Here is a 24,317-nt window from a genome sequence, read left to right as displayed (position 1 = left end):
CTTACACAATCCAACCCTAAAACGCCGCAGCTACCGTCGCAGCGCCGCCACCAAGGCCAACACCAGCGCAGCACCGATTGCAGCGACGACCAGCAGCAACAGCAAGCCCCCCGCGGCCACCACCGTCACGCCCAGCGCGGCAAGGATGAAGGGCAGCGCTACGGCGCCGACGACCCCCAGAACAAGGTAAAGAATACGGTTCCGGCCCGCCACGGCCCCGGCAATGGCCCCGGCGGCAAGCCCGACCACCACGAGCGCGATCAGCGCCACCGCGCCAAGCGTATCAAGAAAGGCTTCCATCGAAGGGTTCTCCTAAATCAAATGAAGGGTACGAATGGCACGCCGCATGCCCCAAGGGTCAGCAGCAGGCCGAGAGCGATCATTCGGCGCATCGGGGTTTCCTTTCCAATCACGGCCAAACCAGCCGCACTCTCATCAGACCCGATCCGCTGCGCGAAAACAATGGGCTGCGCAAACTATCGCCACAGCGAAAGGGAGGCGTCATCGCCTCCCCTAACCACTTGGAGCGCCTATCAAATCCAGTAATAAGGCACGCCGTAGTGATCGAACGTCCGCTCTTGCCACACGCGGTCGCTGTGCCACTGCTCGGTCCGTTCCGGCGCGCCTTTGACCGTTGCCTCATCGATGTTGGTCATGAAACCATCGCGCGAGGGGTCATAGTTTAGCGCGTTCCACGGCACCGGATAATGCTCTTCCCCGAGCCCCAGAAAGCCGCCGAAGCCCATCACGGCATAGGCAACCTTGCCGGATTTCTTGTCGATCATCAGGTGGTCGATATGGCCGATTTCGGTCCCATCCGCGCCGAAAACGGCGGTGCCGTTCACGTTGTCCGAAGAAACCAGCGATGCGGGTGCTGTCGTGTCAGTCATGGCTTGTTCCTCTCATGATTGCTGTACCGACAAAACCCAAGTCGGGCGGTGCCGGTTCCCGCAATACGGGCAGACTGGCGGGGATCGGCTTAGCCCCGGTGCGGCGCGGTCCGGGAACAAACTGGCGCGCGCTTGGGTTGATCACTCAATAGAAACGCACGCATTCGAGAGGGATCAAACAATGGAATATGGACTTTTAGGGCTCATCATCCTCATCGCCGACATCTACGCTATCTATCAGGTCGTCACCTCCAGCGCCTCGGGCGCGGCCAAGATCGCATGGGTCTTGGGCATCATCATCCTGCCGGTGCTGGGCTTCATCGTCTGGCTCATCGCAGGCCCCCGCGGTAACAAGGCCCACGTCTGAGCCCACGCCGGGCGACCCTGACATAGCAACAGCAAAACCCGGTGCCCTCGGCGCCGGGTCTTTACGTTCCTCCCGTCAAGCAACGATTTGTTAACCGCTATTAACCAAGATCGCAGCAGGAGCCTGCCATGCGATCTGCCCTTTGCCTTACCCTACTGGCCTGCCAGTTCAGCCCCACCGCCGCCCACGCCGGGCCGTGGCTGCGCGAGGAAGGCACGACCTTCATCTCAAGCTCCTTCTCGGCGACTTACTTCTACGACCTCTCCCAAAGCACCTATATCGAATACGGGCTGCGCGAGCGGCTCACCCTCGGCTTCGACCTCAACACCGCGCAAAGCCGTTTTGGCCTGCAAAGCGGCCATGCCACCGTTTTCCTGCGTTTCCCCTTGGGAGAGCCGAGCGAGACGGGTCGCTGGGCTTACGATATCGGCGCCGGGGCAAGCTGGTCGGGGGAATTCATCTCCCCCCACCTCAGGGCCGGGCTGTCTTGGGGCCGCGGCTTCACCTTGGGCGAACGGAATGGCTGGCTGACCGTCGATGCCTCCGCGAGGTGGGAGTTCGGCTTTTCACAAGAGGTCATCAAGATCGACAGCACCGTGGGGCTCGACTTCACCCCCGTGACCACCGGAATGGCGCAGGTCTTTCTCACCTACACCGCGGGTGAGACCTATGCCAAATTCGCCCCCTCCATCGTTCTGTCACCCAGCTTCACCAGATACCGCCTGCAGTTGGGCAGCGAAATCCCCTTCGACGCGCCAGAAAATTCGGCCCTTACCCTCAGCCTCTGGCGGGAGTTCTAAGTCAAATGGCCCCGCCGATCTCCGGCAAGGCCTCTTCACACCTCAGCGCAGCGCCACGGTCAGCGGTTGTCCATCCGCACCATGACAGAGACCTTGCCCTTCACCGGCGTCGGCCAAACCACATGCAACTGATCCCGGTCTGGCCCTTCGGCGTGTTTCACATAAGGCATGTCGAACTGCGCCACGTTGTTGCCGTTGCGGATCGCCCCATGGGCCACTACCGCGTCGCTGTTGAGCGCTTGCCCCTCGAACGGCAGATGCCCGGCGGTATTGATCACCCAGGTCTCTGACGGGGTCGACTGGGTGAACTCGATCTCGGCCATATTCTCAACCTGCGTGGTCACCGCATGGAAGGAATTGCCCTTCATCACCACGTTCTTGCACCGCGACAGGTCAAGATCGGCAAAGGTCGTATCCACCCGCTCGGCCCGGTCGATGCTGCCGTTGAGACTGCGGAAACGGTTGCCCGTGATGCTCACCCCGCTCAGGAAATGCCCCGCACCATGCGGTTTCACCACGATGTAGCTGAACCAAGGGGCCACCTCACCAGACAGAAAGATATTGTTGCTGATGCTGAGCGCGCTGAACGAATAGCCCGTGGTGAAGGCCGGGGTCGGGTCCTGCTCATTCGTCCATTCGATAAAGCAATTGTCGACGTAATTGCCGGTCACCACCGCGCTGGTATGGGCCGAAGCAAGGATCAGCCCCGCCGAGCGCACACCGTTGTCGACCGCATCCCCCTGAAAGAAGTGATTGCCCGTCACGATGCTGTTGCCCCCCGCCAGCAGCGCGAAATGGCGGAACTTGGTGGCGCGGCAGTCGCGCAGCTTCACGTCGTTGGCGTTGGTGTTAAGCGCGATGGAGGTCCGGTTCGGCACCGTCAGCGCATCCTCCGCCGACAGGAACTGACAGCGGTCGATCAACATGCCCTGACAGCCCCCGCCGATCGAGGTGACGCCGCGGTCTTTCGGGCGGCTGACGAAACAGTCCCGCAGGTGAAAGATCAGCCCCGAGGGCGCGAGGTTGATCGCGCTGCACCGGTTGTTGCACTGGAACTCGATATCATCGAGCACGAATTTCGACAGCGAGGCGAAGCCGCTGAAATCCACCATGTATTGGAACTTGCGAAAGGTGAAATTCTGCGTCCCCTCCGCGTCGTAAAGCGGCGCGTTGAGCGTGATCTCCTGCGTGGCGACATTCTTGGACCGCACATAAATCTCGCGCCCCACCCCGGCCCCTTCGACCAGCGCGCCCACCGGCACATTGGCGATATTGGTCACATTGGTCAGCTTGCGCGCGTCCGCGGCCGCGTAGCGCGCCTGCGACGTCACCACCACCGTGTCCCAAGCGCTGCTTGACGCGGCCTCAAGCTGGCCGTTGCGGATCACCCGACGGGTGGCATAGCTGGTCTTGTCCGAAACCGCCGCCTGCATGTCGAGCGGCCCGGTCACATTCACCTTGCGCCCCCCCATATCGAGCGAGTCGTGATCCGCGTTGTTCAAAAGCGCCTGAAACGCTTTCAGAAAAGCGGTCTCTTCATTCTCGAAGGCTTCGATATAGCTGGGCAGATCGAAATTGCGGCGCAGCAGCAGCACCGCCCCCACCGGCATGGTCACATGGCCCTCGAATTTGACCGGCGTGTCAAAGGTCACATCCCCGTTCAGCAGGTAGTTCCCCGCAGGCACCAGTACCGTGCGCCCGGCCGCCGCGGCATTTGCCGCCTCGAAGGCCGCGGTATCGTCACTCACCCCGTTGCCCACCGCACCAAAGTCGCGCACATCGACCTGCGCCAGCATGTCCCGCAGAAAGACCGAGGTGACATCCTCGATCACGATATCGTCGATCCGCACCACGCCGCCCGTCGGCCCGGTCAGGTCCAGCCCGAAGTGCCCATGGACCGCACCGGCGCCCCAGACCATATCGACCCCGCCGCGGTCGCCGCTGCCGATGATCGCGCTGACCTCGACCACCTCGCCATAGGCCCTCAGCGTGACCGCCGGCCCGGCCTCCGTCACGCCGCTCACCCGGCCCGCGCCCGCCTGCGCCGGATAGCCCGCGATCCGCACCGTCGGCAGGTTGCCACTCACCGCCTTTACCCGCGCCGTGACCCGCAGATAGCAGCCCGGCAGCAGCGGGGTCTGCCCCATGTAGCGCAGCCGTTGCGTGGCCTGCGTCTTCAGCAGTTCCAACGCCCCGCCAAAGTCCTGATCCGCGGGGACAAAAGCGGCATTGGCCGCGTTCTCATAGGTGTCCGACCCCGGCGTGCCGTCGCCGCTCGACCAGACATCCAGCCCCGCCGCAAAGGGGGTGGGCATCAACACCACGCCATCGGTAATCGCCTTGTTCATCGCTTTTCCTTTCCCCGGTCCGCACCTCCCACCGGGGCGCGCCGCTCAACTGCTCAGGCTCGGCGAGGGCCGAACCGCGAGGTCAGGGAAGTATCAACGATGTATTAACCCACACTTGGCCCGCCGCTCGGGGGTGGCGCAACAATGTTCAGACATTGGCCCCCGGCGCGTCGAGGATTTGCACCGCGCCGATGCGCCAGCCCGCCTCCGTCCGTTCCATCAGATAGCCCAGCAGATGCGTGAACCCCTGAGGATCAACCACCTGCACCACCTGATAAAAACGCGCCCCATCCGCGCGCCGGTCGAGGAACCGCACCTCCGCCGGGTTCTGCACCATCGGGTAGCCATTGCTCACCATGCTGCGGAAATTTTCAGGGGTTTGGAAAAAACGCTGCAAATTCGGCGTGGCGAATTCTAATGCGGCGGCGAAATCATTAGCGCGAAAAGCGTCGAACTGGCGGTTGATCGTCTCTTCGATCTCAGCCTGCTGCGCCATCGCGCCAAAGCTCAGGAGGGCCGATAGCACCAGCCCTCCGAAAAACGTGAACATCCCTTTGCGCATTGCCTTTCCCCCTTGTCCTTGCTGAATGATCTAAGTCACGCAAGGGCAGAGGCAAAAGTTTCACGCGCCGGTCAGCTTGCCCGCAAGCGCGTCGTCGATCAGCGTGACGGTCTCTTCCACGCCATAAAGCGCGATGAAGCCACCAAACCGCGGCCCCTGATCGGCGCCCAGCAGCACTTGGTACAGCGCCTTGAACCAGTCGCGCAGCGGGTCGAAACGCTCCTTGCCGACGGCAAACACCATGCTCTGCAGCGCCTCGGCATCCAGCCCGCCGTCCCAGACCTTGAGCCGGTCGCGCAGGTCTTCCAGCGCCTCGCGTTCCAACTCGGTGGGCGCGCGGAACACCTTCGTGGGCTTCACGAAGTCGTTGAAATAGCGCACCGCGTGGCCCGCCGCGGCATCCATGCCGGGGTTGGTCTCGGGCGTGGCCTCGGGCGCGTAGCGCTGGATGAAGCCCCAAAGCTGCGACTTGTCCTCGGCGCTCGACACGGAGGCGAGGTTCAAGAGCATCGAGAAGGGCACCACCATGTCCGACTTCGGGACATCGCCGCCGTGGATGTGCCACACGGGGTTGTTGAGCCGCGCCTTCACGTCCTGTGTCTCATAGGCGCGCAGCTGCTGGTGATACTCGTCGACCGCCTTGGGGATCACGTCGAAATACATCCGCTTGGCCGTCTTCGGCTTGAGGAACATGAAATACGACAGGCTTTCGGTGCTGGCATAGGTCAGCCATTGGTCGATCGAGATGCCGTTGCCGGAAGACTTGGAGATCTTCTGCCCGTTCTCGTCGAGGAACAGCTCATAGCTGAAATGCTCGGGCTTCTTGCCGCCGAGGATCTCGCAGATACGGTCGTAGATCGCCGTGTTGGTGGCGTGTTCCTTGCCGTACATCTCGAAGTCGACGTCGAGCGCGGCCCAGCGGGCGCCGAAATCGGGCTTCCACTGCAGCTTCACGTTGCCGCCGGTGACCGGCAGGGTCATCTCGTTGCCGTCCTCGTCGTCGAAGGTGATCGTGCCGTCCTTGGCGTTGACCTCCTTCATCGGCACATACATCACGCGGCCCGTTTCGGGGTGGATCGGCAGGAAGATCGAATAGGTCTGCGCGCGCTCTTCACGTAGCGATTTCAGCATCACCGCCATGATCTCGTCGTACTTCTCGCAGGCGCGCAGCAGCACCTCGTCGAACTGGCCCGAGCGGTAGAATTCGCGCGCGGAATAGAACTCGTACTCGAAGCCGAAGGTGTCGAGGAACCGGCGCAGCATGGCGTTGTTGTGATGGCCAAAGCTCTCATGCGTGCCGAAGGGGTCCGGCACGGAGGTCAGCGGCTTGTGCATATGCTCGGCCAGCATCTCCCGCTGCGGCACGTTGCCCGGCACCTTGCGCATGCCGTCGAGGTCGTCCGAAAAACAGACCAGCTTGGTCGGGATGTCGCTGATCTCTTCAAAGGCGCGCTTGATCATCGTGGTGCGCAGCACCTCGCCGAAGGTGCCGATATGCGGCAGACCCGAGGGGCCATAGCCCGTCTCGAACAGGACGTAACCCTTCTCTGGCGGCTTCTTGGCATAGCGTTTGAGCACCCGGCGCGCTTCTTCAAAGGGCCATGCTTTGCTGCTGAGTGCCGCGTCTCGGGTCTCGGACATGTCAGATCATCCATCTTTTGGCGTCCCTGCGCCCAATGCGCACGGGGTCGCCCGTTCCTATTGCGTCACTCCCTGAGGGTCAATATTCTGCACCGCAACATACCTGTGCAAAGGATACCGCGATGCCCGACACGTCTTCCCTCTCGCTCAGCGCCCAAGACAGTCTTGTCGCGCTGATGATCGCGGTCTCGGCCTCGGATGAGGACATCCGCACCGCCGAACTGGTCAAAATCGAATCCGCGCTGAACCTGCTGCCGGTCTTCTCGGGCTATGACAATGATCGCGTCTCGACGATTGGCAAAACGGTCTTTGACCTGTTTGAACAGGAGGATGGGTTGGATGCCCTCTTTGGCCTGATCCGCGAGGCCCTGCCGGAGCGTTTGCATGAAACGGCCTATGCGCTGGCCTGCGACGTGGCCGCCGCCGATGGCACGCTGGACGAGGCCGAGCTGCGGCTGCTCGAAGAGATCCGTTATGAGCTTAACATAGACCGGCTCCACGCCGCCGCGATCGAACGCGGCGCGCGGGCGCGGCACCTGACCTGAGCGCGGGTTAGGACTCTTCCAGCGCGACTTCCGGCTCGGCCCCGACCTCGGCTTCGGCATCAGGGTCGGGCGCCGCTGGCGTCTTAGGCGCGGCTTCGCCCTCCGGCTCGGGCTTTACGGCGACGTTATACAACAGGCCCCACCGCTCCAGCAGCCCGCGTTGCACACGTTTGGCCCGCGCGTTCCAAGCCCTCGCCCCCGGCGGACGCTCTCGCTCGGCCCGACTGATCTTGGCCCGTTCCTCGATATTCGCGGTCAGGATCGTAAAGGCCAGCACCCGGTCCTCGGGCGTGGTCAGGAACCCGGCCAGCGCCGAGACGAAGTTCAGCGTACCGGTCTTCGCGTCGATCTCAATCGGATTGTCACGCTCGGGGCGGCCCCGATCATCGCGCAGATAGACCGGTTTCAGGATCGGCCGCAGCCCCGTGCCGTGGATGCGCGCCAGCCCCCCGGCCATGTCATGCACGGTCATCTTGCTGTCGTCGCCAAGGCCCGAATGGTCGATCATCGCCGGGTTTTCCATGCCCAGTTCCTCAATCGCCCATTTGTTCATCTCGGCGGCAGAGGCCCGCAGGCTCGGCACCGTGCCCAACCGTTTGGCGCTGGCAGCCATGCCGACCATCTCGGCGGTGAGGTTGGTGGAGTATTTCAACATGTCCTTGAGGATGGGCCGCAGCTTGGTGCTGCGGTGGGTAACGAGGGTCTCGCCCTCTGGCAGCGTCTCGATCAGCTCTGCATCGCCCAGTTTGATGCCATGGCTCCGGGCGATGGTGGCAAAGATGTCGCCCGCATAGACACCGGGCCGCCGGATCGGCAGCCAACGCGCCCCGCCAGAGCCCAAGGCCCCTTCCGCGACCGTCCAGACATCGCGCTCAGGCCGGTTCTCGTAGGTATAAACCGGCCCGCTGCGGTCCACGACCTCCATCGTGGCGACGCGCACGGCGGGGGCATAGCGCGCCGCGCGGCCCTCCATCGTCACGTCATAACCGTCGCCGCTGCGCTTCCACTCGAAATGCACGCGATTGTAGTTCAGCGCGATGCCTGAGACGCCGGGGTTGTAGCCGACATGGTCAGGCTGTTCGGGGTCAATCGCAAAGGTCGCGGGCAGCGCGCCCTCATAGACCTTGAAACCGCCCTTCACGCCGATGATGCCCGCCTCTTTCAGGTCTTCGGCCATCTGCCCCAGATTGTCGCTGTCGAGGGTCGGATCCCCCCCACCGACGAGGATCAGATCGCCCTGCACCTCACCATCGACGACACCGCCGGTCGCCAACAGGCGCGTCTCGAACACATGATCCGGCCCCAGCTCATCCAGCGCATAAAGCGCGGTGATCGCCTTGATGCTGCTGGCGGGCGGGATGCCATCGGTGGCGTTGGACGCCTCCAGCCAGATGCCAGTGTCGACATCGACCACGGCAAAGGCCACCGTGCCGGTGATCCCGCTGTCGGCGATGATCTCGGACACATTGGGAATGGCCTGTTTATACAGGTCGGCATCGCGCCCCACGGGGCGCAACGAAGTGGTCGGCGGCTCGGCCCAAGCAGAGGCCGCCGCCAGTGCAGCGGCAGCCGTCCCAAGGAAAATGCGGCGTGTGAAACGTCGTGAAAAACTCTGGCTCATGGGCTTGATATAAACCCCAAGCGGCGTTCGGCCACAACCGGTCTGACAAGGGTGGAGCTTTCGCGGTTGCACAAAACCGCCGACCTGCTAACCCAACGTCATGCAACGCGCCATTCCGATCATGTTCATCGCCATGTCACTGATCCCCGCAGGGGACAGCGCGGGTAAAATCCTGACCTCTGGCATGGGGGTGGCACCGGTCTTCGTGGCATGGTCGCGCTTTGCCATCGGGGCGCTGATGGTGCTGCCGTTCCTGCCCCGTGGCACATGGGGGCTGATGCGCGATTGGCGGCTCTGGCTGCGGGCGGGCACCTTGGCCTTGGGGATCACCTGCATTCAAACCGCGCTCAGGACCGAGGCGATTGCCAATGTCTTCGCCGCCTTCTTCATCGGGCCGATGATCAGCTACCTGCTGGCCGCCATCTTTTTGCGCGAGCGCATCAGCCTGCTGCGCAGCGCGTTGATCCTCATGGGCTTTTGCGGCGTGCTGCTGGTGGTGCGCCCGGGGTTGGGCGGTGGCACTGGCGGGCCGGGGCTGCTCTTTGCCGTGGCGGCGGGGCTGTTCTACGGCGTCTTTCTCACCATGTCGCGCTGGCTGTCGGACCTCGCCCCGCCGCTAGCGCTGACCTTCACCCAACTGGCGATGAGCGCGGTGATGCTGCTGCCTCTGGGGCTGATGAACCTACCCGCAGCCACCCTGCCCGTGGCGGGGCTGGCCACCGCGAGCGCGCTGTTTTCGATGCTGGGCAATCTGCTGCTGCTCTATGCCTACCGCCGGGCGCCTGCCACGCGGCTGGCGCCGCTGGTCTATTTCCAACTGATCGCGGCGGTGCTGCTGGGGTTGTTCCTGTTCAGCACCCTGCCCGATGCGCTGACTTGGGCGGGGCTTGCGGTGATCATCACCGCGGGCATCACCTCGGCCCGGCTACGCTGAACGCCAGCCCCCCGCCGCGCGCAATGCGGTGGAAGAGACATCGACCATCGGCACATTGACGAAACACCACGCAGGCGCCGTGGCGCGGCCCAGCAACTGGCTGTTCCGCCCCGCGATCCGGTAGGGCGCATAAAGCGCCGCCGCCCGGCTCATCCGGGCCGAGATGCGCTGCCCGGGCCGCGCCAGCACGCCCACCGGCACCGTCTCCATGATCTGCCGCCAGTCTTGCCACAGATGGAACTGCGCAAGGTTGTCGGCCCCCATCAGCCAGACGAACCGCACCCCGGGATAGTGCCGCCGCAGCGCCGCCAGCGTCTGTGCGGTGTAGCGCGTGCCAAGCTGCGCCTCGATACCCGTGATCTCAACCTTGGGGTGATCCATCACCGCCCGCGCCCGCGCCATGCGCTGCGCCATCGGCGCCGGGCCATGCTCTTTCAACGGATTGCCGGGGCTCAGCAGCCACCAGACCCGATCCAGCCCGAACCGTTTCAATGCCTCGCGGGTGATATGCGCATGCCCCTCATGCGCCGGGTCAAAAGACCCGCCCAACAGGCCCACGACCTGCCCTTTGGTGGCGAATGGCATGGTATTGCGCAAGAAAATGGCCCCCGATCCGAAATCAGGGGCCAAAGGAGGGGCATTGCAGCCCTTTGTCAATGCGAAGCCCTTACTTGTGCTTCACGATCTCGCCCGAACGCAGCCGCGCGACATAGCTGTTCAGCTCTCGCTTCACGATCGGCATCAGGAAGTAGAGCGCGATGATGTTCACGATCGCCATGGAGAAGAGCATGGCGTCGCTGAAGTCGATCACCGGCCCAAGGCTCGCCGCCGCGCCGATCACGATGAAGAGGCAGAAGATCACCTTGAAGGTCAGCTCCTTCGCCGCCCCTTCGCCAAAGAGATAGGTCCATGCCTTGAGCCCGTAGTAGGACCAGCTGATCATGGTCGAGAAGGCAAAGAGCACCACCGCCACCATCAAGAGCACCGGGAACCACGAGAAGGCCCGCGCATAGGCCGCCGAGGTCAGCGCCACGCCGCTCACGTCGCCCTCAGTCGCGATCCGGCCTGCCTCGGCGTTCCAGATGTAGAGACCGGTTTCAGGGTCTTGGTTGAGTACACCGCTGATTACGATGACCAGCGCGGTCATGGTGCAGATCACCACCGTGTCGATGAAGGGCTCCAAAAGGGCGACATAGCCTTCGGTCACCGGCTCTTTGGTGCGCACCGCCGAGTGGGCGATGGCCGCCGAGCCGATGCCCGCTTCGTTTGAGAACGCCGCACGGCGGAAGCCTTGGATCAACGCGCCGGTAAAGCCGCCGACAACGCCCAGACCGGTAAAGGCGCCCATGAAGATCTGGCCAAAGGCCCAGCCGATCATATCCCAGTTGATGATCAGGATCAGGATCGAGACCAGCACATAGAAGATACCCATGAAAGGCACGATCTTTTCGGTCACCCGCGCGATGGATTTCAGACCGCCCGCGATCACCGCAAAGGTCACGCCCGCAAGGACAACCCCGGTGATCCAGCCCGGATAGTCCCCCAAGACACCGGCAAGCTGCGCATGGGCTTGGTTGGCTTGGAACATATTGCCGCCGCCAAGCGCGCCGAGGATGGTGAAGATCGAAAAGAGCACCGCCATGAAGCCCCCCAGCGGCAGGCCCCGCTCGGAAAATCCTTTGACGATGTAATACATCGGCCCGCCCGAGACATGGCCGTCGGGGAATTCATTGCGGTATTTCACCCCGAGCGTACATTCGGTGAACTTGGTCGCCATGCCGAAGAGGCCCGCGATCACCATCCAAAAGGTCGCCCCCGGCCCGCCGATGCTGACCGCCACCGCAACGCCCGCGATATTGCCCAGACCCACGGTGCCCGACAGCGCCGTCGCCAGCGCCTGAAAGTGGCTCACCTCGCCCGCATCGTCGGGATCGGAGTAATCCCCCTTCACAAGCTGGATCGAATGCCAGAACCCTTTGAGCTGGATGGCCCCGAAATAGACGGTGAAGACCACGGCCCCCACGACCAGCCACAGCGCGATCCAAGAGAAATTCGTCCCCGGCAGCGGGGCAAAGATGAATGACACATACCAACCGGTGTAATCGGCAAAGATCTGGTTGATACGTTGGTCGATGCCCGCAGCCTCTTGCGCGGCGGCAAGGCCCGGCAGCAATGACGCAAAGGCCGCCATCGCAAAGGTCAGTAACTTGTTCATGGCGTTTCCTTTCAGGGAATGATCGTGACCGGCACGCTGGAGCCTGCGACCAACCGGCCCGTCACCCCACCAAAGAGCCGCTTGAGGCCCCGCTCACCAACCCGCCCGACGACGATCTGAACCGCGCCGCGCTTTTTGGCCACCGCTTCGAGGATGTCGGCCACGTCGCCATGCCGCACGAGTCCCTCGACCTCGACACCTGCGGCCTTGGCCTCGGCCACGGCAGGGTCGAGCACCACGTCATGGGCACGCTGCAACTCCTGCTCGCGCCGCTTGTGGCGCTGCTCGTTCTCTTCCTTGGTCTGAAAGGTGAAAGGCGACCATTCGATCACAAAGCAAACGGTGATCGAACAATCCCCGATCTGTTTGGCCTGTGACTGGGCAAACGCCAAGGCTCGCGCGCCGGCCTCCGACCCGTCCAGACCCACAACGATGGTGGATTTTGTCATGAGTATTTCCCTGTTGTTGCGCTGAAACCGGCGCACCGCGAACGGTGAGAACCGCCTTCAACCTCCCTACTCTGCGGTAGGCGGTTTTTACCGTCCAACCGCAGATTGAATAAATTCTAGCGCGAAAACGGCAGAAAAGTCGACCGAATTTCACTGATCGACTGCGCGGATCGCCTGCCAAACCCTTGCAAAACCATCCAATAGCCTGCCCAGCCATGCCGCCTGCGCGCGCCACAGGCACGCCACGCAAACCGCCGCCGGGCAAGGTGCCTGCGCGGTACAGAGTGTTTGATATTGCCCCGCCCGGGCGATATTGGACTGCAAACCCCAAAACGCGTTGCAAGGATTCTCCAATGGCCGCCTATCAATACGTCTATCACATGTCCGGCGTCTCCAAGACCTATCCCGGGGGCAAGAAGACATTCGAAAACATCCACCTGAACTTCCTGCCCGGCGTGAAGATCGGTGTCGTCGGCGTCAACGGCGCGGGTAAATCCACCCTGCTCAAGATCATGGCCGGGCTCGACAAGGATTTCTCGGGCGAGGCCTGGGCCGCCGAGGGCGCGAAAGTCGGCTACCTGCCGCAGGAGCCGAAGCTCGACCCCGAAAAAACCGTGCGCGAAAACGTGATGGAGGGCGTCTCCGAGAAGAAGGCGATCCTCGACCGTTACAACGAATTGGCGATGAACTACTCGGATGAGACCGCCGAGGAGATGGCCAAGCTGCAAGACGACATCGACGCGCAGAACCTCTGGGACCTCGACAGCCAGATCGACGTGTCGATGGAGGCGCTGCGCTGCCCGCCGGACGACGCGATGCCGGAAAACCTCTCGGGCGGTGAGGCGCGCCGCGTGGCGCTCTGTAAGCTGCTTCTCGAAGCACCCGACATGCTGCTGCTCGATGAACCGACCAACCACCTCGACGCCGAGACCATCGCTTGGCTGCAGCAGCACCTGATCGACTACAAGGGCACCATCCTCTGCGTCACCCACGACCGTTACTTTCTCGACGACATCACCGGCTGGATCCTCGAACTCGACCGCGGCCGCGGCATTCCTTACGAGGGCAACTACTCCGACTGGTTGGAGCAGAAGGCCAAGCGGCTGGCCCAAGAAGCCCGCGAGGACAAGTCCAAGCAAAAGACGCTGGAGCGCGAACTCGAATGGATGCGCCAAGGCGCCAAGGCCCGTCAGGCGAAATCCAAGGCCCGTATCGCGGCCTATAACGAGATGGCCGAACAGTCCGAACGCGAAAAGCTTTCCCGCGCCCAGATCGTCATCCCCAACGGTCCGCGCCTCGGGAACAAGGTGATCGAGGTCGAAGGTCTGAAGAAGCACATGGGCGACAAGCAGTTGATCGACGGGCTCGACTTCTCGCTGCCGCCCGGTGGCATCGTCGGCGTGATCGGCCCCAACGGCGCGGGTAAATCGACGCTCTTCAAGATGCTGACCGGGCACGAGAAACCCGACGAGGGCAGCATCGAATACGGCGACACGGTCGAGCTGTCCTACGTCGACCAGAGCCGCGACGACCTGAACCCAGAGGACACCGTCTGGCAGGCGATCTCGGGCGGTGCGGAACTGATCAAGCTCGGCGACGCCGAGGTGAACTCCCGCGCCTATTGCTCGTCCTTCAACTTCAAGGGCGGCGACCAGCAGAAGAAAGTGGGCCTCCTGTCGGGTGGTGAGCGCAACCGCGTGCACATGGCGCGGCTGCTGAAAGAGGGCGGCAACGTGCTGCTGCTCGATGAGCCGACCAACGACTTGGACGTCGAAACCCTCCGCGCTCTCGAAGACGCGCTTGTGGATTTTGCGGGCTGCGCCGTGGTCATCTCGCACGACCGTTTCTTCCTCGACCGGATTTGTACGCATATTCTGGCCTTCGAGGGCGAGGCGCATGTCGAATGGTTCGAGGGCAACTTCGAGGACTACGAAGAAGACAAGAAGCGCCGTCTGGGTGCCGATGCGCTGGAGCCCAAGCGCCTGAAGCACAAGAAGTTCGCGCGGTAAGGATTGCGACTTAGCGATCTAAAGGGCGTCGGATTTCCGGCGCCCTTTTTCGTGCGCTCCATTGCCACTGGGCCGCCCGGTGGTACACCGGGCATCGCCCTCCCTCCCCCCGGAGGGCGATTTTGCAACGCTGCAACAGCTTGCCAGACCTCCACATCTTGCAGCGCCCCGCCAAACAGCGCCGTTGCGGATCGCCCCCAGGGAGGGCGACGCCCTCAGCACATGAACGCAAAAACCCGCCCGCAATGCGGACGGGTCTATCCCTTCAAAGGCTCCTGCCCTTAGCGTTCGTCGTCGATCGCCGTCTCCAGCTGGGCAAAGAGGTTATCCTCATCATGCCGCACCAAACCATGCAGCGGATCCCAGCTTTGCAGATATTCGCGCAGTTTGTTGCTGGCCGACAGGCCCGACCAGAGGCGCTGTTCGGTCACCGAATGCACCTGCAAGGACGGGGCCAGCCCGCCGTTCATGCCCTTGCCGTCCCAGTTCTTCTCCAGATGCTCGCGCATCCGCTCGGCCATAGAGGCCGTGTTCAACCGCGCGCGGCTCATCACCACGCCGATGAAACGCCCGCTGCCTGCATAGGCCAGATGAAAACGCATGCCCTCCAGCGAATGTACCGAAGCGCGGGCCACCTGCTCCATCTGGCGGCGGAAGGCCGGCGCCTTGACCGCGCGATAGATGCCGCGCGCCCCCTCGACCGAGATCGAAAACAGGCTCATCGAGAAACAGCCGCTTGGCAGGCGCAGCAGGTAATTCTCAAGCGCGGAGACATTGCTACAGGCCGAGACATCGAGATCGAAATCCTCGTCAAAGCGGATCTGCATCATCTGCGTCAACTCGGCCAGCGTATGCTGCGCCTCGCGCTCGCGCAGCAGAGACGCGTTGAGCATGCTGGCGGCATTGATACGCGCGCTGAGTTCGACACCATCCAATGGTTTGCAAAGGAAATCCGTGGCACCCGCATCAAATGCCCGCTGCATCATCGCAGGCTCTTTGCTGGCGGTGATCATGATGATCGGCACGGCGCGGTAAAAGGGCACATCGCGGATCATCTCACACAGGCTGATCCCGTTGATGCCCGGCATCATGATATCAAGCAGGAAGGAATCGAAGGGCCGGTTCGACTCCTGCATGATCTCCAGCGCTTCTTCCGAGCTTTCGCAGCAGGTCAGCTCGTAATTGTCATTTTCGGTCAGGCAACCTGTGAGCAGATCAAGGATGACCGGGTCATCGTCTACGGCAAGGATACGCATCATGTCTCGTTACTCCACATGGGGGGCGCTGGCAGGCGCACTTGGGGCTTTCTGGCAAAAAACCACCTGCGCCGGGCAGTAATGAGACCGGTTTGCGGCAAACTCGGGACGGTGCAAATTGGCGTGTTTCCCGCAAAATATGGGGATCGCGAAACTTCGTGGCGGGAATTTGCCGAAAACCACGCGGCAAAGCGCGCCGAAACCCGCCAAAATGCGATGCCCCTTGAACGAATCCCCCCCGAGTGCAATATAGACGGTGCAGACGTTATCTTTTTCGACCCACTGTCTCCCTCATACGGCGCTCAGTCTATCGATCCAGACCAACCACGCCGGGCCATCGCACCAACGCGGATGGCATAAATATGGAGACTACGGATATGGCCACTGGCACCGTAAAATGGTTCAACACAACTAAAGGCTTCGGCTTCATTGCTCCCGATGGCGGCAGCAAAGACGTTTTCGTGCACATTTCCGCTGTTGAGCGCGCTGGCCTGACCGGCCTGGCCGACAACCAGAAAGTGACCTTCGACATCGAAGCAGGCCGTGACGGCCGTGAATCCGCGACCAACCTCGCGCTGGCCTAAGGCCCGGGGGCTTCGGCCCTGATGCAAGAATTCGAACCGACCTGCTGACACCGGCAGGTCGGTTTTTTTATGTCCGGCCTTGCTAAAATGGCCTCCCATGGCAAAATGCGGGCGAAACGCATTATTTTGATGGAGCCTGCCATGCGCCGCCGTACCTTTTTGACCAGCACCGTGGCCGCGGCCGCCCTTCCCCTGATGGCGCAGGCCCGCACCGCCGCCTATGACCCCGCCCCGCAGATGGTCCCGGTCAAGGCGCAATATGCGCCCGGGCAATTGCTGATCCTGCCGCGGAGCCATTATCTCTATTTCGTGACGTCGCCGGGCCAAGCGATGCGCTATGGCGTGGGCGTCGGCAAAGCGGGGCTGGAGTTCACCGGCACCGCGACCATCGACGTGAAAAAGGAATGGCCCACATGGCGGCCAACCAATGAGATGATCGAACGCGACCCACAGGCCTACAAACGCTTCATCGGCAACACCGACGCCCAGCCCGGCGGCCCCGGCAACCCCTTGGGCGCGCGGGCGCTCTATCTGTTCCAAAACGGGCGGGACACTTATTTCCGCATTCACGGCACCACGCAGCCGAACTCCATCGGGCGGTCCGTGTCGAACGGCTGTATCCGGATGCTGAACGAGCATGTGATCGACCTGTACCAGCGGGTGCCGATTGGGACAAAGGTCACGGTGCTCTAGGGCCCCTTTCGACAACACCCAGCCCGGAATCAAGCCGCAGGCGCCGGGCCATCGCCTGCCCGCCCGGACGGGTAGGCGATTTAGTGAGTTCGGGTGCGCCATTGCGAAGGCGCGTCACGACTGAGCCATAAAGCGGCACGAGGCTCCGTCGGATCGCCGACCCGCGTGCAGGCGCTGGCCCTTCCCACCAAGAAAAAGGGCCAGCGCAGCGCCGGCCCCTCCCCTCATCATGGACGCCAGAGCTTACTGAAGCGCTTTATCCGTAATGTCATGCGTCCAAGCGCCCTCGGGCTCCTTGGTGATCATGCCACCTTCCATGGTGATCGCCGCACTGCGATCAAAGGCCGCCTCGTCCAGCCGCCCGTCGCTGCCCTCGGTCAGCTTCGCGATCTCGCCCATCATGCGGGTCTGGTGCTTTTCGGTCTGCGCGCCGGTCTGGTCGTTTTCCAGCACGATGTCGGCGGCTTCTTCGACGTTCTCCTCGGCGTATTTCCAGCCTTTCATGGAGGCCCGGACGAAACGCGCCAGTTTGTCGACCATCTCGGGGTCTTCGAGGTTCTCCTCGGTGGTATAAAGACCGTCCTCCAGCGTGGAGATGCCTTCGTCTTCGTATTTGAAGACCACCAAATCCTCGGGCGTCAGCCCTGCGTCGATCACCTGCCAATATTCGTTGTAGGTCATGGTGGTGGCGCATTCGACCTGCTTTTGCAGTAGGGGGTCGACGTTGAAGTTGATCTTCTGGATCGTCACCCCACCGTCGGAGCCATCGGTGGGATAGCCCAGCTTGCCCATCCAGCTCATCAGCGGGATCTCGTTGCCGAAGAACCAAGTGCCCAACGTGTTGCCGGGGAAATCCTCGGGGCTCTCGATGCCATGCTCTTTCAGACAGGTCAGCATCAGCCCCGATTTGGCGAAAGGTTGCGCGATGTTCACGATCGGCGCGCCCTTCTCCCGCGCGGCCAGCGCCGAGGGCAGCCAGTCCACCATCACGTCAGCCCCGCCGCCCAAGAGCACCTGCACCGGCGCGATGTCCGGGCCGCCGGGCTTGATCGTGACGTCCAGCCCCTCTTCTTCATAGAACCCCTTGTCCTTGGCCACATAATAGCCCGCGAACTGGGCCTGCGTGACCCATTTGAGCTGTAGCGTCAGGTCGTCGGCGGCCTGCGCCACGCCCCCCCAGAGGCCCAAGGCGGCCCCGGCGGCGATCTTCGTGATGGTTTTCATTTTTATCTCCCTGTTGGTTGGTCGTCTCTAGTTCCTTTGGCTGGGGTGCCAGAAGGTCACCCGTCCTTCGATAAGGGCCATGATACCATAGAACGCCGATCCGGCTATTGCCGCGACAACAATCTCGGCCCAGACCAGATCAAGCGCAAGCTGACCCACCGAGGTGGAGATGCGAAAGCCCATCCCCAGCACCGGAGAGCCGAAGAATTCAGCAACGATGGCGCCAATGAGGGCAAGGGTGGTGCCGATCTTCAACCCGTTGAAGACAAAGGGCATCGCCGCGGGCAGCCGCAGCTTCAGAAGCGTCCGCCAATAGCCCGCCGCATAGGTGCGCATCAGGTCGCGCTGCATCGCGTCGCTGGCCTGCAGCCCCTGCACCGTGTTCACCAGCATCGGGAAGAACACCATGACCACGACAATCGCCGCTTTCGATTGCCAGCCGAAGCCGAACCACATCACCATGATCGGCGCCATGCCGATGATCGGCAGCGCAGCCACGAAGTTGCCCACCGGCAGCAAGCCACGTTGCAGAAAGGGGAAGCGGTCGATGGCCAGCGCGATCAGGAAGGCCGCGCCGCAGCCGATGATGTAACCGCTCAGCGCCCCCTTGATCACGGTCTGCACGAAGTCGATCCACAGGATATCGAGCGACGTGGCCATGCGCGCCGCGATGACCGAGGGCGCAGGCAGCAGCACTTGGTTGATCTCGAACCCGCGCACCACGCCCTCCCAAACGGCGATCAGCGTGATGCCAAAGACCAGCGGTGCCGCCAGCGACGCGCCGCGCGAAGGCCGCTGCCGCGCCAGCCAGACGTTGAGCGACAGGCCCGCGACCCATGCGACGATGGCAAAAAGAACCCAGCCCATCATGCCATCCCCATCCGTTTCAAGGTCAGCCGCTGCACCAGCCCGATAAGCCCCACCATGGCCGCCGCAAGGGCTGCGGCCATGAGAAGCGCGCTCCAGATCTGCACGGTCTGACCGTAGTAGCTGCCCGCGAGCAGCCGCGCGCCGAGGCCCGCGACAGCCCCCGTCGGCATCTCGCCCACAATGGCCCCGACCAGCGAGGCCGCGACGCCCACCTTCAGCGAGGTGAAGAAATAGGGCATCGAGGACGGCAGCCGCAGTTTCCAGAAGGTCTGCCAGCCGCTCGCGTTCCATGTCCGCATCTGGTCAAGCTGCATCTGGTCGGGGCTGCGCAGCCCCTTCACCATGCCCACGACGACGGGGAAGAACGACAGATACATGCTGATGATCGCCTTGGGCAGCAGGCCCGAAAGCCCCACGGCATTCAGCACCACGATGATCATCGGTGCGATGGCGAGGATCGGAATCGTCTGGCTGGCGATCACCCAAGGCATCACGCTCATGTCCATCGTGCGGTTGAAGACGATGCCGACGGCGAGAAGCGTGCCGAGCGCGGTGCCCATGACGAAGCCCAGAAAGGTCGCGCTGAAGGTGACCCATGTGTGATAGATCAGCGAGCGTTTCGAGGTGACCTTTTTCTCCACCGTGGTCTTCCACAGTTCCGCGCCAACCTGATGCGGCGCGGGGAGTTTCGGTTTCTCCTGCGACCAGGTGTCGGCCACCAATTCCGAGAATGTCAGCGTTTTATCGGCCCGTGCCGCCACATCCCGCGCCCATTGCGCGTTGAGCGCGACAGCCGCGCCATACCAGACGACGATCAACAGACCCACGACCGTGAGAACGGGGATAATGTTACGCATCAATCGTCCCCATGCCCGGCGCGCAGCCCCTCGCGCACGCGGTGCGCGATCTCGAGGAATTCCGGCGTCTCGCGAATCTCCAAAGGCCGTTCGCGCGGCAGCGGACTTTCGATCACGTCGGCAATCCGGCCCGGACGCGGGCTCATCACCACGATCTTGGTGGAAAGATACACCGCTTCGGGGATCGAATGGGTGACGAAGGCGATGGTCTTTTCGGTGCGCGCCCAGAGCTTCAAGAGCTGCTCGTTGAGGTGGTCGCGCACGATCTCGTCGAGCGCGCCGAAGGGTTCGTCCATCAGCAGGATGTCGGCATCGAAGGACAGCGCCCGCGCGATGGAGGCACGCTGCTGCATCCCGCCCGACAATTGCCAGGGAAACTTCTTCTCGAACCCCGAAAGCTCCACGAGGTCGAGCACCCGTTTCACCCGCTCGGCCTGCTCGGCCCGGGGCACGCCCATGATCTCAAGCGGCAGGCGGATGTTGCCGCCGATGGTGCGCCATGGGTAGAGCCCCGCCGCCTGAAAGACGTAGCCATAGGCCCGCGATTTACGCGCTTCCTCGGGCGAGACGCCGTTGATGGTCACGCTGCCGCCCGTGGGCTGCTCGAGGTCGGCCATGACCCTCAGAAAGGTCGTCTTGCCGCAGCCCGAGGGGCCGATGAAGCTGACGAAATCCCCTTTGTGGATCTCAAGGTTCACGTCTTTCAACGCGTGGACCGGCCCGTCATTGGTTTGAAAGGTCAGGTCAAGATTGCTGGCGCTGATCACGCTCTGGCTGTCATTCACGTATTTTACTTCCCTGTTGGTCGGCCGCTTTTAGCGCGGCACTTTACCCGGTTGTCGTGGCGGTTCTACATCGCTCAGATCCCCGCCGGGATGTTCAGCGGGTCGCGCTTGATCATCTTGGGACTGTTGAGTTCCTTCCACTTGCTGAGGGCGACATTGGCGCTCGGGAAGGCCGGGCGCGGCACGAAACGGCCTCGGCCGGGCTGCGGCTGGCTGTTCTGACCCCAGGCCCAGATCACCTCGCCGCGGCTCAGGGTATAGCGGCTCTGCGCCTTGACCTCGAAGCCTTCGAAAACGTTGTAATCCAGCACCGAATGATGGTTCGCCGGGCTGATCGTCTTGGTGATCTTCGGATCCCAAACCACGATATCGGCATCCGCCCCTTCGACGATGGCACCCTTCTGCGGATAGATGTTGAGGATCTTGGCGATATTGGTCGAGGTTGCGGCGACGAACTCATTCGGTGTCAGGCGACCCGTCTCCACCCCTTCGGTCCAGAGCACGGCCAGACGCTCTTCCAGCCCGTTTGAGCCGTTGGGAATGATCCGGAAATCATCGCGGCCCGCACGCTTCTGCTCGGTGCTGAACGCCGCGTGATCCGTCGCCACCACCTGCAAACTGCCCGCCTGCAACCCGGCCCAAAGGCTGTCTTGGTGGTCTTTCGAGCGGAAGGGCGGCGACATGACGCGCCGCGCGGCGTGGTCCCAATCTTTGTTGAAATACTCAGACTCGTCCAGCGTCAGGAATTGGATCAGCGGCTCGCCATAGACCCGCATCCCCTTTTGCCGCGCCCGGCGGATTGCCTCGTGGGTCTGCTCGCAGGAAACATGCACGATATAGAGCGGCACGCCTGCTGTGTCGGCGATGGTGATCGCCCGGTTCGCGGCCTCGCCCTCAAGCTCCGGCGGGCGGGAATAGGCATGGCCCTCCGGCCCGGTGATGCCTTGATCGAAATACTTCTGCTGCAACTCGGCGACAAGATCGCCGTTTTCGGCATGGACCATCGGCAACGCGCCCAGTTCTGCGCAGCGCTTGAAAGAGGCGAACATCTCGTCGTCCTCGATCATCAAGGCCCCCTTGTAGGCCATGAAGTGCTTGAAGCTGTTCACCCCCATGTCGACCGCGTCTTTCATCTCGTTAAAGACGGTCTCGTCCCAGCCGGTGACGGCCATGTGATAGCCGATGTCGCTGCAAATCTGCGGCGCCGACTTGCGGTGCCATTCGTTGATCGCGTTCTTGATGCTGCCATCGGCGCCGGGCAGGCAGAAATCGACCACCATCGTAGTGCCGCCCACCGCCGCGGCCCATGTGCCGCTCTCAAAGGTCTCAGCCGCCGTGGTGCCCATGAAGGGCATCTCCAGATGCGTATGCGGATCGATCCCGCCGGGGATCACATAGGCGCCTTCCGCGTCGATGTATTCGTCACCCGTAAGGTCCTCGCCGATGCGCTTGATCTTCTCTCCCTCGATCAGCACGTCGGCCTTCCACGTCCGGTCCGCCGTGCAGACCATGCCACCTTTGATTACCTTGCTCATCTTTCTCTCCCCATCTTTCTGGCTGTTCACATCGGGGGGCCGGGGCAGCACCCCCGACCTCCGCCCGAGTGTTCAGCCCTCTATTTCCGCTGTCTCCAGCACCGCATGGAGCAGCACATCCGCCCCCGCTTTGGCCCAATCCTTGGTGATCTCCTCGGCCTCGTTATGGCTCAGACCATCGACGCAGGGGCACATCACCATAGCCGTGGGGGCCACGCGGTTGATCCAGCAGGCATCATGGCCCGCGCCAGAGATCAGGCTCATATGGCTGTAGCCCAGCCGTTCGGCGGCGTTGCGCACAGCCGTCACGCAACCCTCGTCAAAGGCCACGGGATCAAAGCCGCCGACCTTTTCAAATTCGATCTGCACATCCATATCGTCGGCGATCTTTTGACCCTCTTCGCGCAGACGGGCCTCCATATCCTCGATGACCGACAGTTCGGGCGACCGGAAATCGACGGTAAAGACCGTCTTGCCGGGGATCACATTGCGCGAGTTCGGATAGACTTCGATATGGCCCGCCGCGCCGACCGCATGGGGCGCATGGCTGAGCGCGATCTCGTTCACCTTTTCCAGCACGCGCGCCATGCCCAGCCCCGCGTCGCGGCGCATCGGCATGGGGGTGGAGCCGGTGTGGCTGTCCTTGCCGGTGATCGTCACCTGCGTCCAGCTCAGGCCCTGCCCGTGGGTGACGACGCCGATGTCCTTGCCCTCGGCCTCCAGAATCGGGCCCTGTTCGATGTGCAACTCGAAGAAGGCATGCATCTTGCGCGCGCCGACTTCCTCCTCGCCGCGCCAGCCGATGCGCTGCAATTCGTCACCAAAGCTTTTGCCCTCAGCATCGGTGCGCGCATAAGCCCAGTCTTGCGTGTGGATGCCGGCAAAAACCCCCGACGACAGCATCGCGGGGGCGTAACGGGTGCCTTCTTCGTTGGTGAAGTTGGTCACGACGATCGGGTGTTTGGTCTTGATGCCCAGATCGTTCATCGTGCGGATGATCTCCAACCCGCCGAGCACGCCAAGGATGCCATCGTATTTCCCGCCCGTCGGCTGGGTGTCGAGGTGGCTGCCCACATAGACCGGCAGCGCATCGGGGTCGGTGCCATCCCGCTGGGCGAACATATTGCCCATCTGGTCGAGCCCCATGGTACAGCCCGCCGCTTCGCACCATTTCTGGAACAGGGCGCGGCCTTCCGCGTCTTCATCCGTCAGCGTCTGGCGGTTGTTGCCCCCCGCCACGCCGGGGCCGATCTTGGCCATTTCCATCAAGGAATCCCACAGACGGTCGGGATCAATCTTGAGGTTCTCTCCGGGCGCGGGCATAGGTCACTCCTCTGTCATCGGCTTGGGCCGTGTTGTTTTTTTACCATTTGGTAAATCCACGATTGCGATTAGGTTAGGCTCTGTCAAGAACTGGTTTGAAACAACCCACCGCCGATCCGGCAAACGCCTTTTTTAGCAGCACCAAGGATCATTGCCTTGCCCGAAAGCACCGCCAAGAAACCCAGCCGCATCCAACGACGCAACCGCCGGGTGATTCTGGATGCCGCGCTCGAAGTCTTTTCCAAACACGGCTACCGGGGTGCCACGCTGGACCAAATCGCCGCCGAGGCTGGGCTGAGCAAACCGAATATTCTCTATTACTTCAATGGCAAAGAAGACATTCACGTCACTTTGCTGTCGCAGCTGATGGAAACATGGCTCGACCCGCTGGTGGAACTGGACCCCGAAGGCGACCCCCGGCGCGAGATTTTGGACTATGTCGAACGCAAGCTGACCATGTCGCGCGAATTGCCGCGCGAGAGCCGTCTTTTCGCCAATGAAATCCTGCAAGGTGCCCCGCGGATCGAGCCGGAATTGCACAGCCATCTCAAACCTCTGTTCGATGAGAAATGCGCCGTGATCGCGGGCTGGGTGGCGGCGGGCAAACTGCCCGCGCTGGACCCGCAGCACCTGATATTCTCGATCTGGGCGACGACCCAGCACTACGCGGATTTCGAGGCGCAGGCGCAAATCCTGCTCGGTGCCGAGACCGACCCCCGCCCCCGCGCGCAGGCCCATCTTCAGGCGATGTTCGGCGCGCTTTTGGACCAGCCCGCGCCAGCGCCAAACGGTTAACCATAACGGCCAGT

At 62.6% G+C, this 24,317-nt stretch carries 24 protein-coding genes; 8 read left to right on the top strand and 16 right to left on the bottom strand.

The genetic code is table 11. The features are described 5' to 3' along the window. Positions 1-30: 30 nt before the first annotated feature. Entirely contained in the window at positions 31-300 is a 270-nt protein-coding gene (locus J7392_RS07905) for a GlsB/YeaQ/YmgE family stress response membrane protein (RefSeq protein ID WP_209217057.1), read from the bottom strand. Between the two features lie 233 nt (positions 301-533). Next, complete coding sequence (locus tag J7392_RS07900; RefSeq protein ID WP_209217056.1) at positions 534-890, bottom strand: PRC-barrel domain-containing protein; 357 nt, start codon at positions 888-890, stop codon at positions 534-536. A gap of 181 nt (positions 891-1,071) precedes the next feature. Here J7392_RS07900 and J7392_RS07895 point away from each other — a divergent pair, with 181 nt between their 5' ends. Next, positions 1,072-1,257: a PLDc N-terminal domain-containing protein gene (locus J7392_RS07895; RefSeq protein ID WP_067268122.1), complete on the top strand. Its 186-nt coding sequence runs from the start codon at positions 1,072-1,074 to the stop codon at positions 1,255-1,257. Between the two features lie 128 nt (positions 1,258-1,385). Then, positions 1,386-2,057, top strand: coding sequence for a hypothetical protein (locus J7392_RS07890; protein WP_209217055.1), 672 nt, complete (start codon positions 1,386-1,388; stop codon positions 2,055-2,057). Between the two features lie 59 nt (positions 2,058-2,116). Here the strand turns inward: J7392_RS07890 and J7392_RS07885 are convergent, their stop codons facing one another. The 3 genes from J7392_RS07885 to J7392_RS07875 all read right to left on the bottom strand — a co-directional run bounded on the left by J7392_RS07885 (position 2,117) and on the right by J7392_RS07875 (position 6,608). After that, positions 2,117-4,405: a glycosyl hydrolase family 28-related protein gene (locus J7392_RS07885; RefSeq protein ID WP_209217054.1), complete on the bottom strand. Its 2,289-nt coding sequence runs from the start codon at positions 4,403-4,405 to the stop codon at positions 2,117-2,119. A 148-nt stretch (positions 4,406-4,553) separates the two neighbouring features. After that, positions 4,554-4,967: a DUF4864 domain-containing protein gene (locus J7392_RS07880; protein WP_209217053.1), complete on the bottom strand. Its 414-nt coding sequence runs from the start codon at positions 4,965-4,967 to the stop codon at positions 4,554-4,556. 60 nt (positions 4,968-5,027) lie between these two features. Next, on the bottom strand, positions 5,028-6,608 hold the full coding sequence (locus J7392_RS07875; protein WP_209217052.1) for a lysine--tRNA ligase: 1,581 nt from the start codon (positions 6,606-6,608) through the stop codon (positions 5,028-5,030). A gap of 122 nt (positions 6,609-6,730) precedes the next feature. Here J7392_RS07875 and J7392_RS07870 point away from each other — a divergent pair, with 122 nt between their 5' ends. Beyond that, entirely contained in the window at positions 6,731-7,153 is a 423-nt protein-coding gene (locus J7392_RS07870) for a tellurite resistance TerB family protein (protein WP_067268129.1), read from the top strand. Between the two features lie 7 nt (positions 7,154-7,160). Here the strand turns inward: J7392_RS07870 and dacB are convergent, their stop codons facing one another. After that, positions 7,161-8,774, bottom strand: coding sequence for a D-alanyl-D-alanine carboxypeptidase/D-alanyl-D-alanine-endopeptidase (gene dacB, locus J7392_RS07865; protein ID WP_247744503.1), 1,614 nt, complete (start codon positions 8,772-8,774; stop codon positions 7,161-7,163). Between the two features lie 100 nt (positions 8,775-8,874). On the opposite strand from dacB, the gene J7392_RS07860 reads away from it, so the two are divergent. After that, positions 8,875-9,708 carry a DMT family transporter gene (locus tag J7392_RS07860; protein WP_209217051.1) on the top strand — a complete coding sequence of 278 codons (834 nt, stop codon included), beginning with the start codon at positions 8,875-8,877 and terminating at the stop codon, positions 9,706-9,708. On the opposite strand, the gene J7392_RS07855 is transcribed toward J7392_RS07860, so the two are convergent. From J7392_RS07855 to J7392_RS07845, 3 genes are all read right to left on the bottom strand, one after another. After that, on the bottom strand, positions 9,700-10,293 hold the full coding sequence (locus tag J7392_RS07855; protein ID WP_209217293.1) for a nicotinate-nucleotide adenylyltransferase: 594 nt from the start codon (positions 10,291-10,293) through the stop codon (positions 9,700-9,702). The genes J7392_RS07860 and J7392_RS07855 overlap by 9 nt on opposite strands. Before the next feature lie 82 nt (positions 10,294-10,375). Further along, a complete protein-coding gene (locus tag J7392_RS07850; protein ID WP_209217050.1) occupies positions 10,376-11,923 on the bottom strand; it encodes an alanine/glycine:cation symporter family protein in 1,548 nt (515 codons plus the stop codon). A gap of 11 nt (positions 11,924-11,934) precedes the next feature. Beyond that, a complete protein-coding gene (locus J7392_RS07845) occupies positions 11,935-12,372 on the bottom strand; it encodes a universal stress protein (RefSeq protein WP_067265219.1) in 438 nt (145 codons plus the stop codon). A 353-nt stretch (positions 12,373-12,725) separates the two neighbouring features. Here J7392_RS07845 and ettA point away from each other — a divergent pair, with 353 nt between their 5' ends. Beyond that, positions 12,726-14,381 carry an energy-dependent translational throttle protein EttA gene (gene ettA / locus J7392_RS07840; RefSeq protein ID WP_209217049.1) on the top strand — a complete coding sequence of 552 codons (1,656 nt, stop codon included), beginning with the start codon at positions 12,726-12,728 and terminating at the stop codon, positions 14,379-14,381. A 281-nt stretch (positions 14,382-14,662) separates the two neighbouring features. On the opposite strand, the gene J7392_RS07835 is transcribed toward ettA, so the two are convergent. Then, positions 14,663-15,640 carry a response regulator gene (locus J7392_RS07835; protein ID WP_231886370.1) on the bottom strand — a complete coding sequence of 326 codons (978 nt, stop codon included), beginning with the start codon at positions 15,638-15,640 and terminating at the stop codon, positions 14,663-14,665. A 374-nt stretch (positions 15,641-16,014) separates the two neighbouring features. Between J7392_RS07835 and J7392_RS07830 the strand changes: the two genes are divergently transcribed. Further along, a complete protein-coding gene (locus tag J7392_RS07830; protein WP_067265226.1) occupies positions 16,015-16,221 on the top strand; it encodes a cold-shock protein in 207 nt (68 codons plus the stop codon). A 141-nt stretch (positions 16,222-16,362) separates the two neighbouring features. Then, positions 16,363-16,914 carry a L,D-transpeptidase gene (locus J7392_RS07825; protein WP_067265327.1) on the top strand — a complete coding sequence of 184 codons (552 nt, stop codon included), beginning with the start codon at positions 16,363-16,365 and terminating at the stop codon, positions 16,912-16,914. A 243-nt stretch (positions 16,915-17,157) separates the two neighbouring features. Here the strand turns inward: J7392_RS07825 and J7392_RS07820 are convergent, their stop codons facing one another. From J7392_RS07820 to J7392_RS07795, 6 genes are all read right to left on the bottom strand, one after another. Further along, on the bottom strand, positions 17,158-18,138 hold the full coding sequence (locus tag J7392_RS07820) for an ABC transporter substrate-binding protein (protein ID WP_209217048.1): 981 nt from the start codon (positions 18,136-18,138) through the stop codon (positions 17,158-17,160). 27 nt (positions 18,139-18,165) lie between these two features. Then, the gene (locus tag J7392_RS07815) at positions 18,166-19,005 is read right to left on the bottom strand and encodes an ABC transporter permease (RefSeq protein ID WP_209217292.1); all 840 of its coding nucleotides are present in this window, start codon (positions 19,003-19,005) and stop codon (positions 18,166-18,168) included. Then, a complete protein-coding gene (locus tag J7392_RS07810; RefSeq protein ID WP_209217047.1) occupies positions 19,005-19,865 on the bottom strand; it encodes an ABC transporter permease in 861 nt (286 codons plus the stop codon). Before J7392_RS07810 ends, J7392_RS07815 begins: the two co-directional genes overlap by 1 nt. Further along, positions 19,865-20,650, bottom strand: a complete 786-nt coding sequence (locus J7392_RS07805; protein ID WP_209217046.1) for an ABC transporter ATP-binding protein — start codon at positions 20,648-20,650, stop codon at positions 19,865-19,867. The genes J7392_RS07810 and J7392_RS07805 overlap by 1 nt, the downstream gene beginning before the upstream one ends. 74 nt (positions 20,651-20,724) lie before the next feature. Continuing rightward, positions 20,725-22,185 carry a dihydropyrimidinase gene (gene hydA / locus J7392_RS07800; protein WP_209217045.1) on the bottom strand — a complete coding sequence of 487 codons (1,461 nt, stop codon included), beginning with the start codon at positions 22,183-22,185 and terminating at the stop codon, positions 20,725-20,727. Between the two features lie 72 nt (positions 22,186-22,257). Further along, positions 22,258-23,508 carry a Zn-dependent hydrolase gene (locus J7392_RS07795; protein WP_209217044.1) on the bottom strand — a complete coding sequence of 417 codons (1,251 nt, stop codon included), beginning with the start codon at positions 23,506-23,508 and terminating at the stop codon, positions 22,258-22,260. 156 nt (positions 23,509-23,664) lie between these two features. Between J7392_RS07795 and J7392_RS07790 the strand changes: the two genes are divergently transcribed. Then, positions 23,665-24,303, top strand: coding sequence for a TetR family transcriptional regulator C-terminal domain-containing protein (locus J7392_RS07790; protein ID WP_209217043.1), 639 nt, complete (start codon positions 23,665-23,667; stop codon positions 24,301-24,303). Positions 24,304-24,317: the final 14 nt, after the last annotated feature.

Source organism: Sulfitobacter sp. R18_1 (genome assembly GCF_017743915.1).
Taxonomy (GTDB): domain Bacteria; phylum Pseudomonadota; class Alphaproteobacteria; order Rhodobacterales; family Rhodobacteraceae; genus Sulfitobacter; species Sulfitobacter faviae.
The sequence above is the reverse complement of the archived record's forward strand: the minus strand, read 5'-3'. Positions and strand labels throughout refer to the sequence as shown.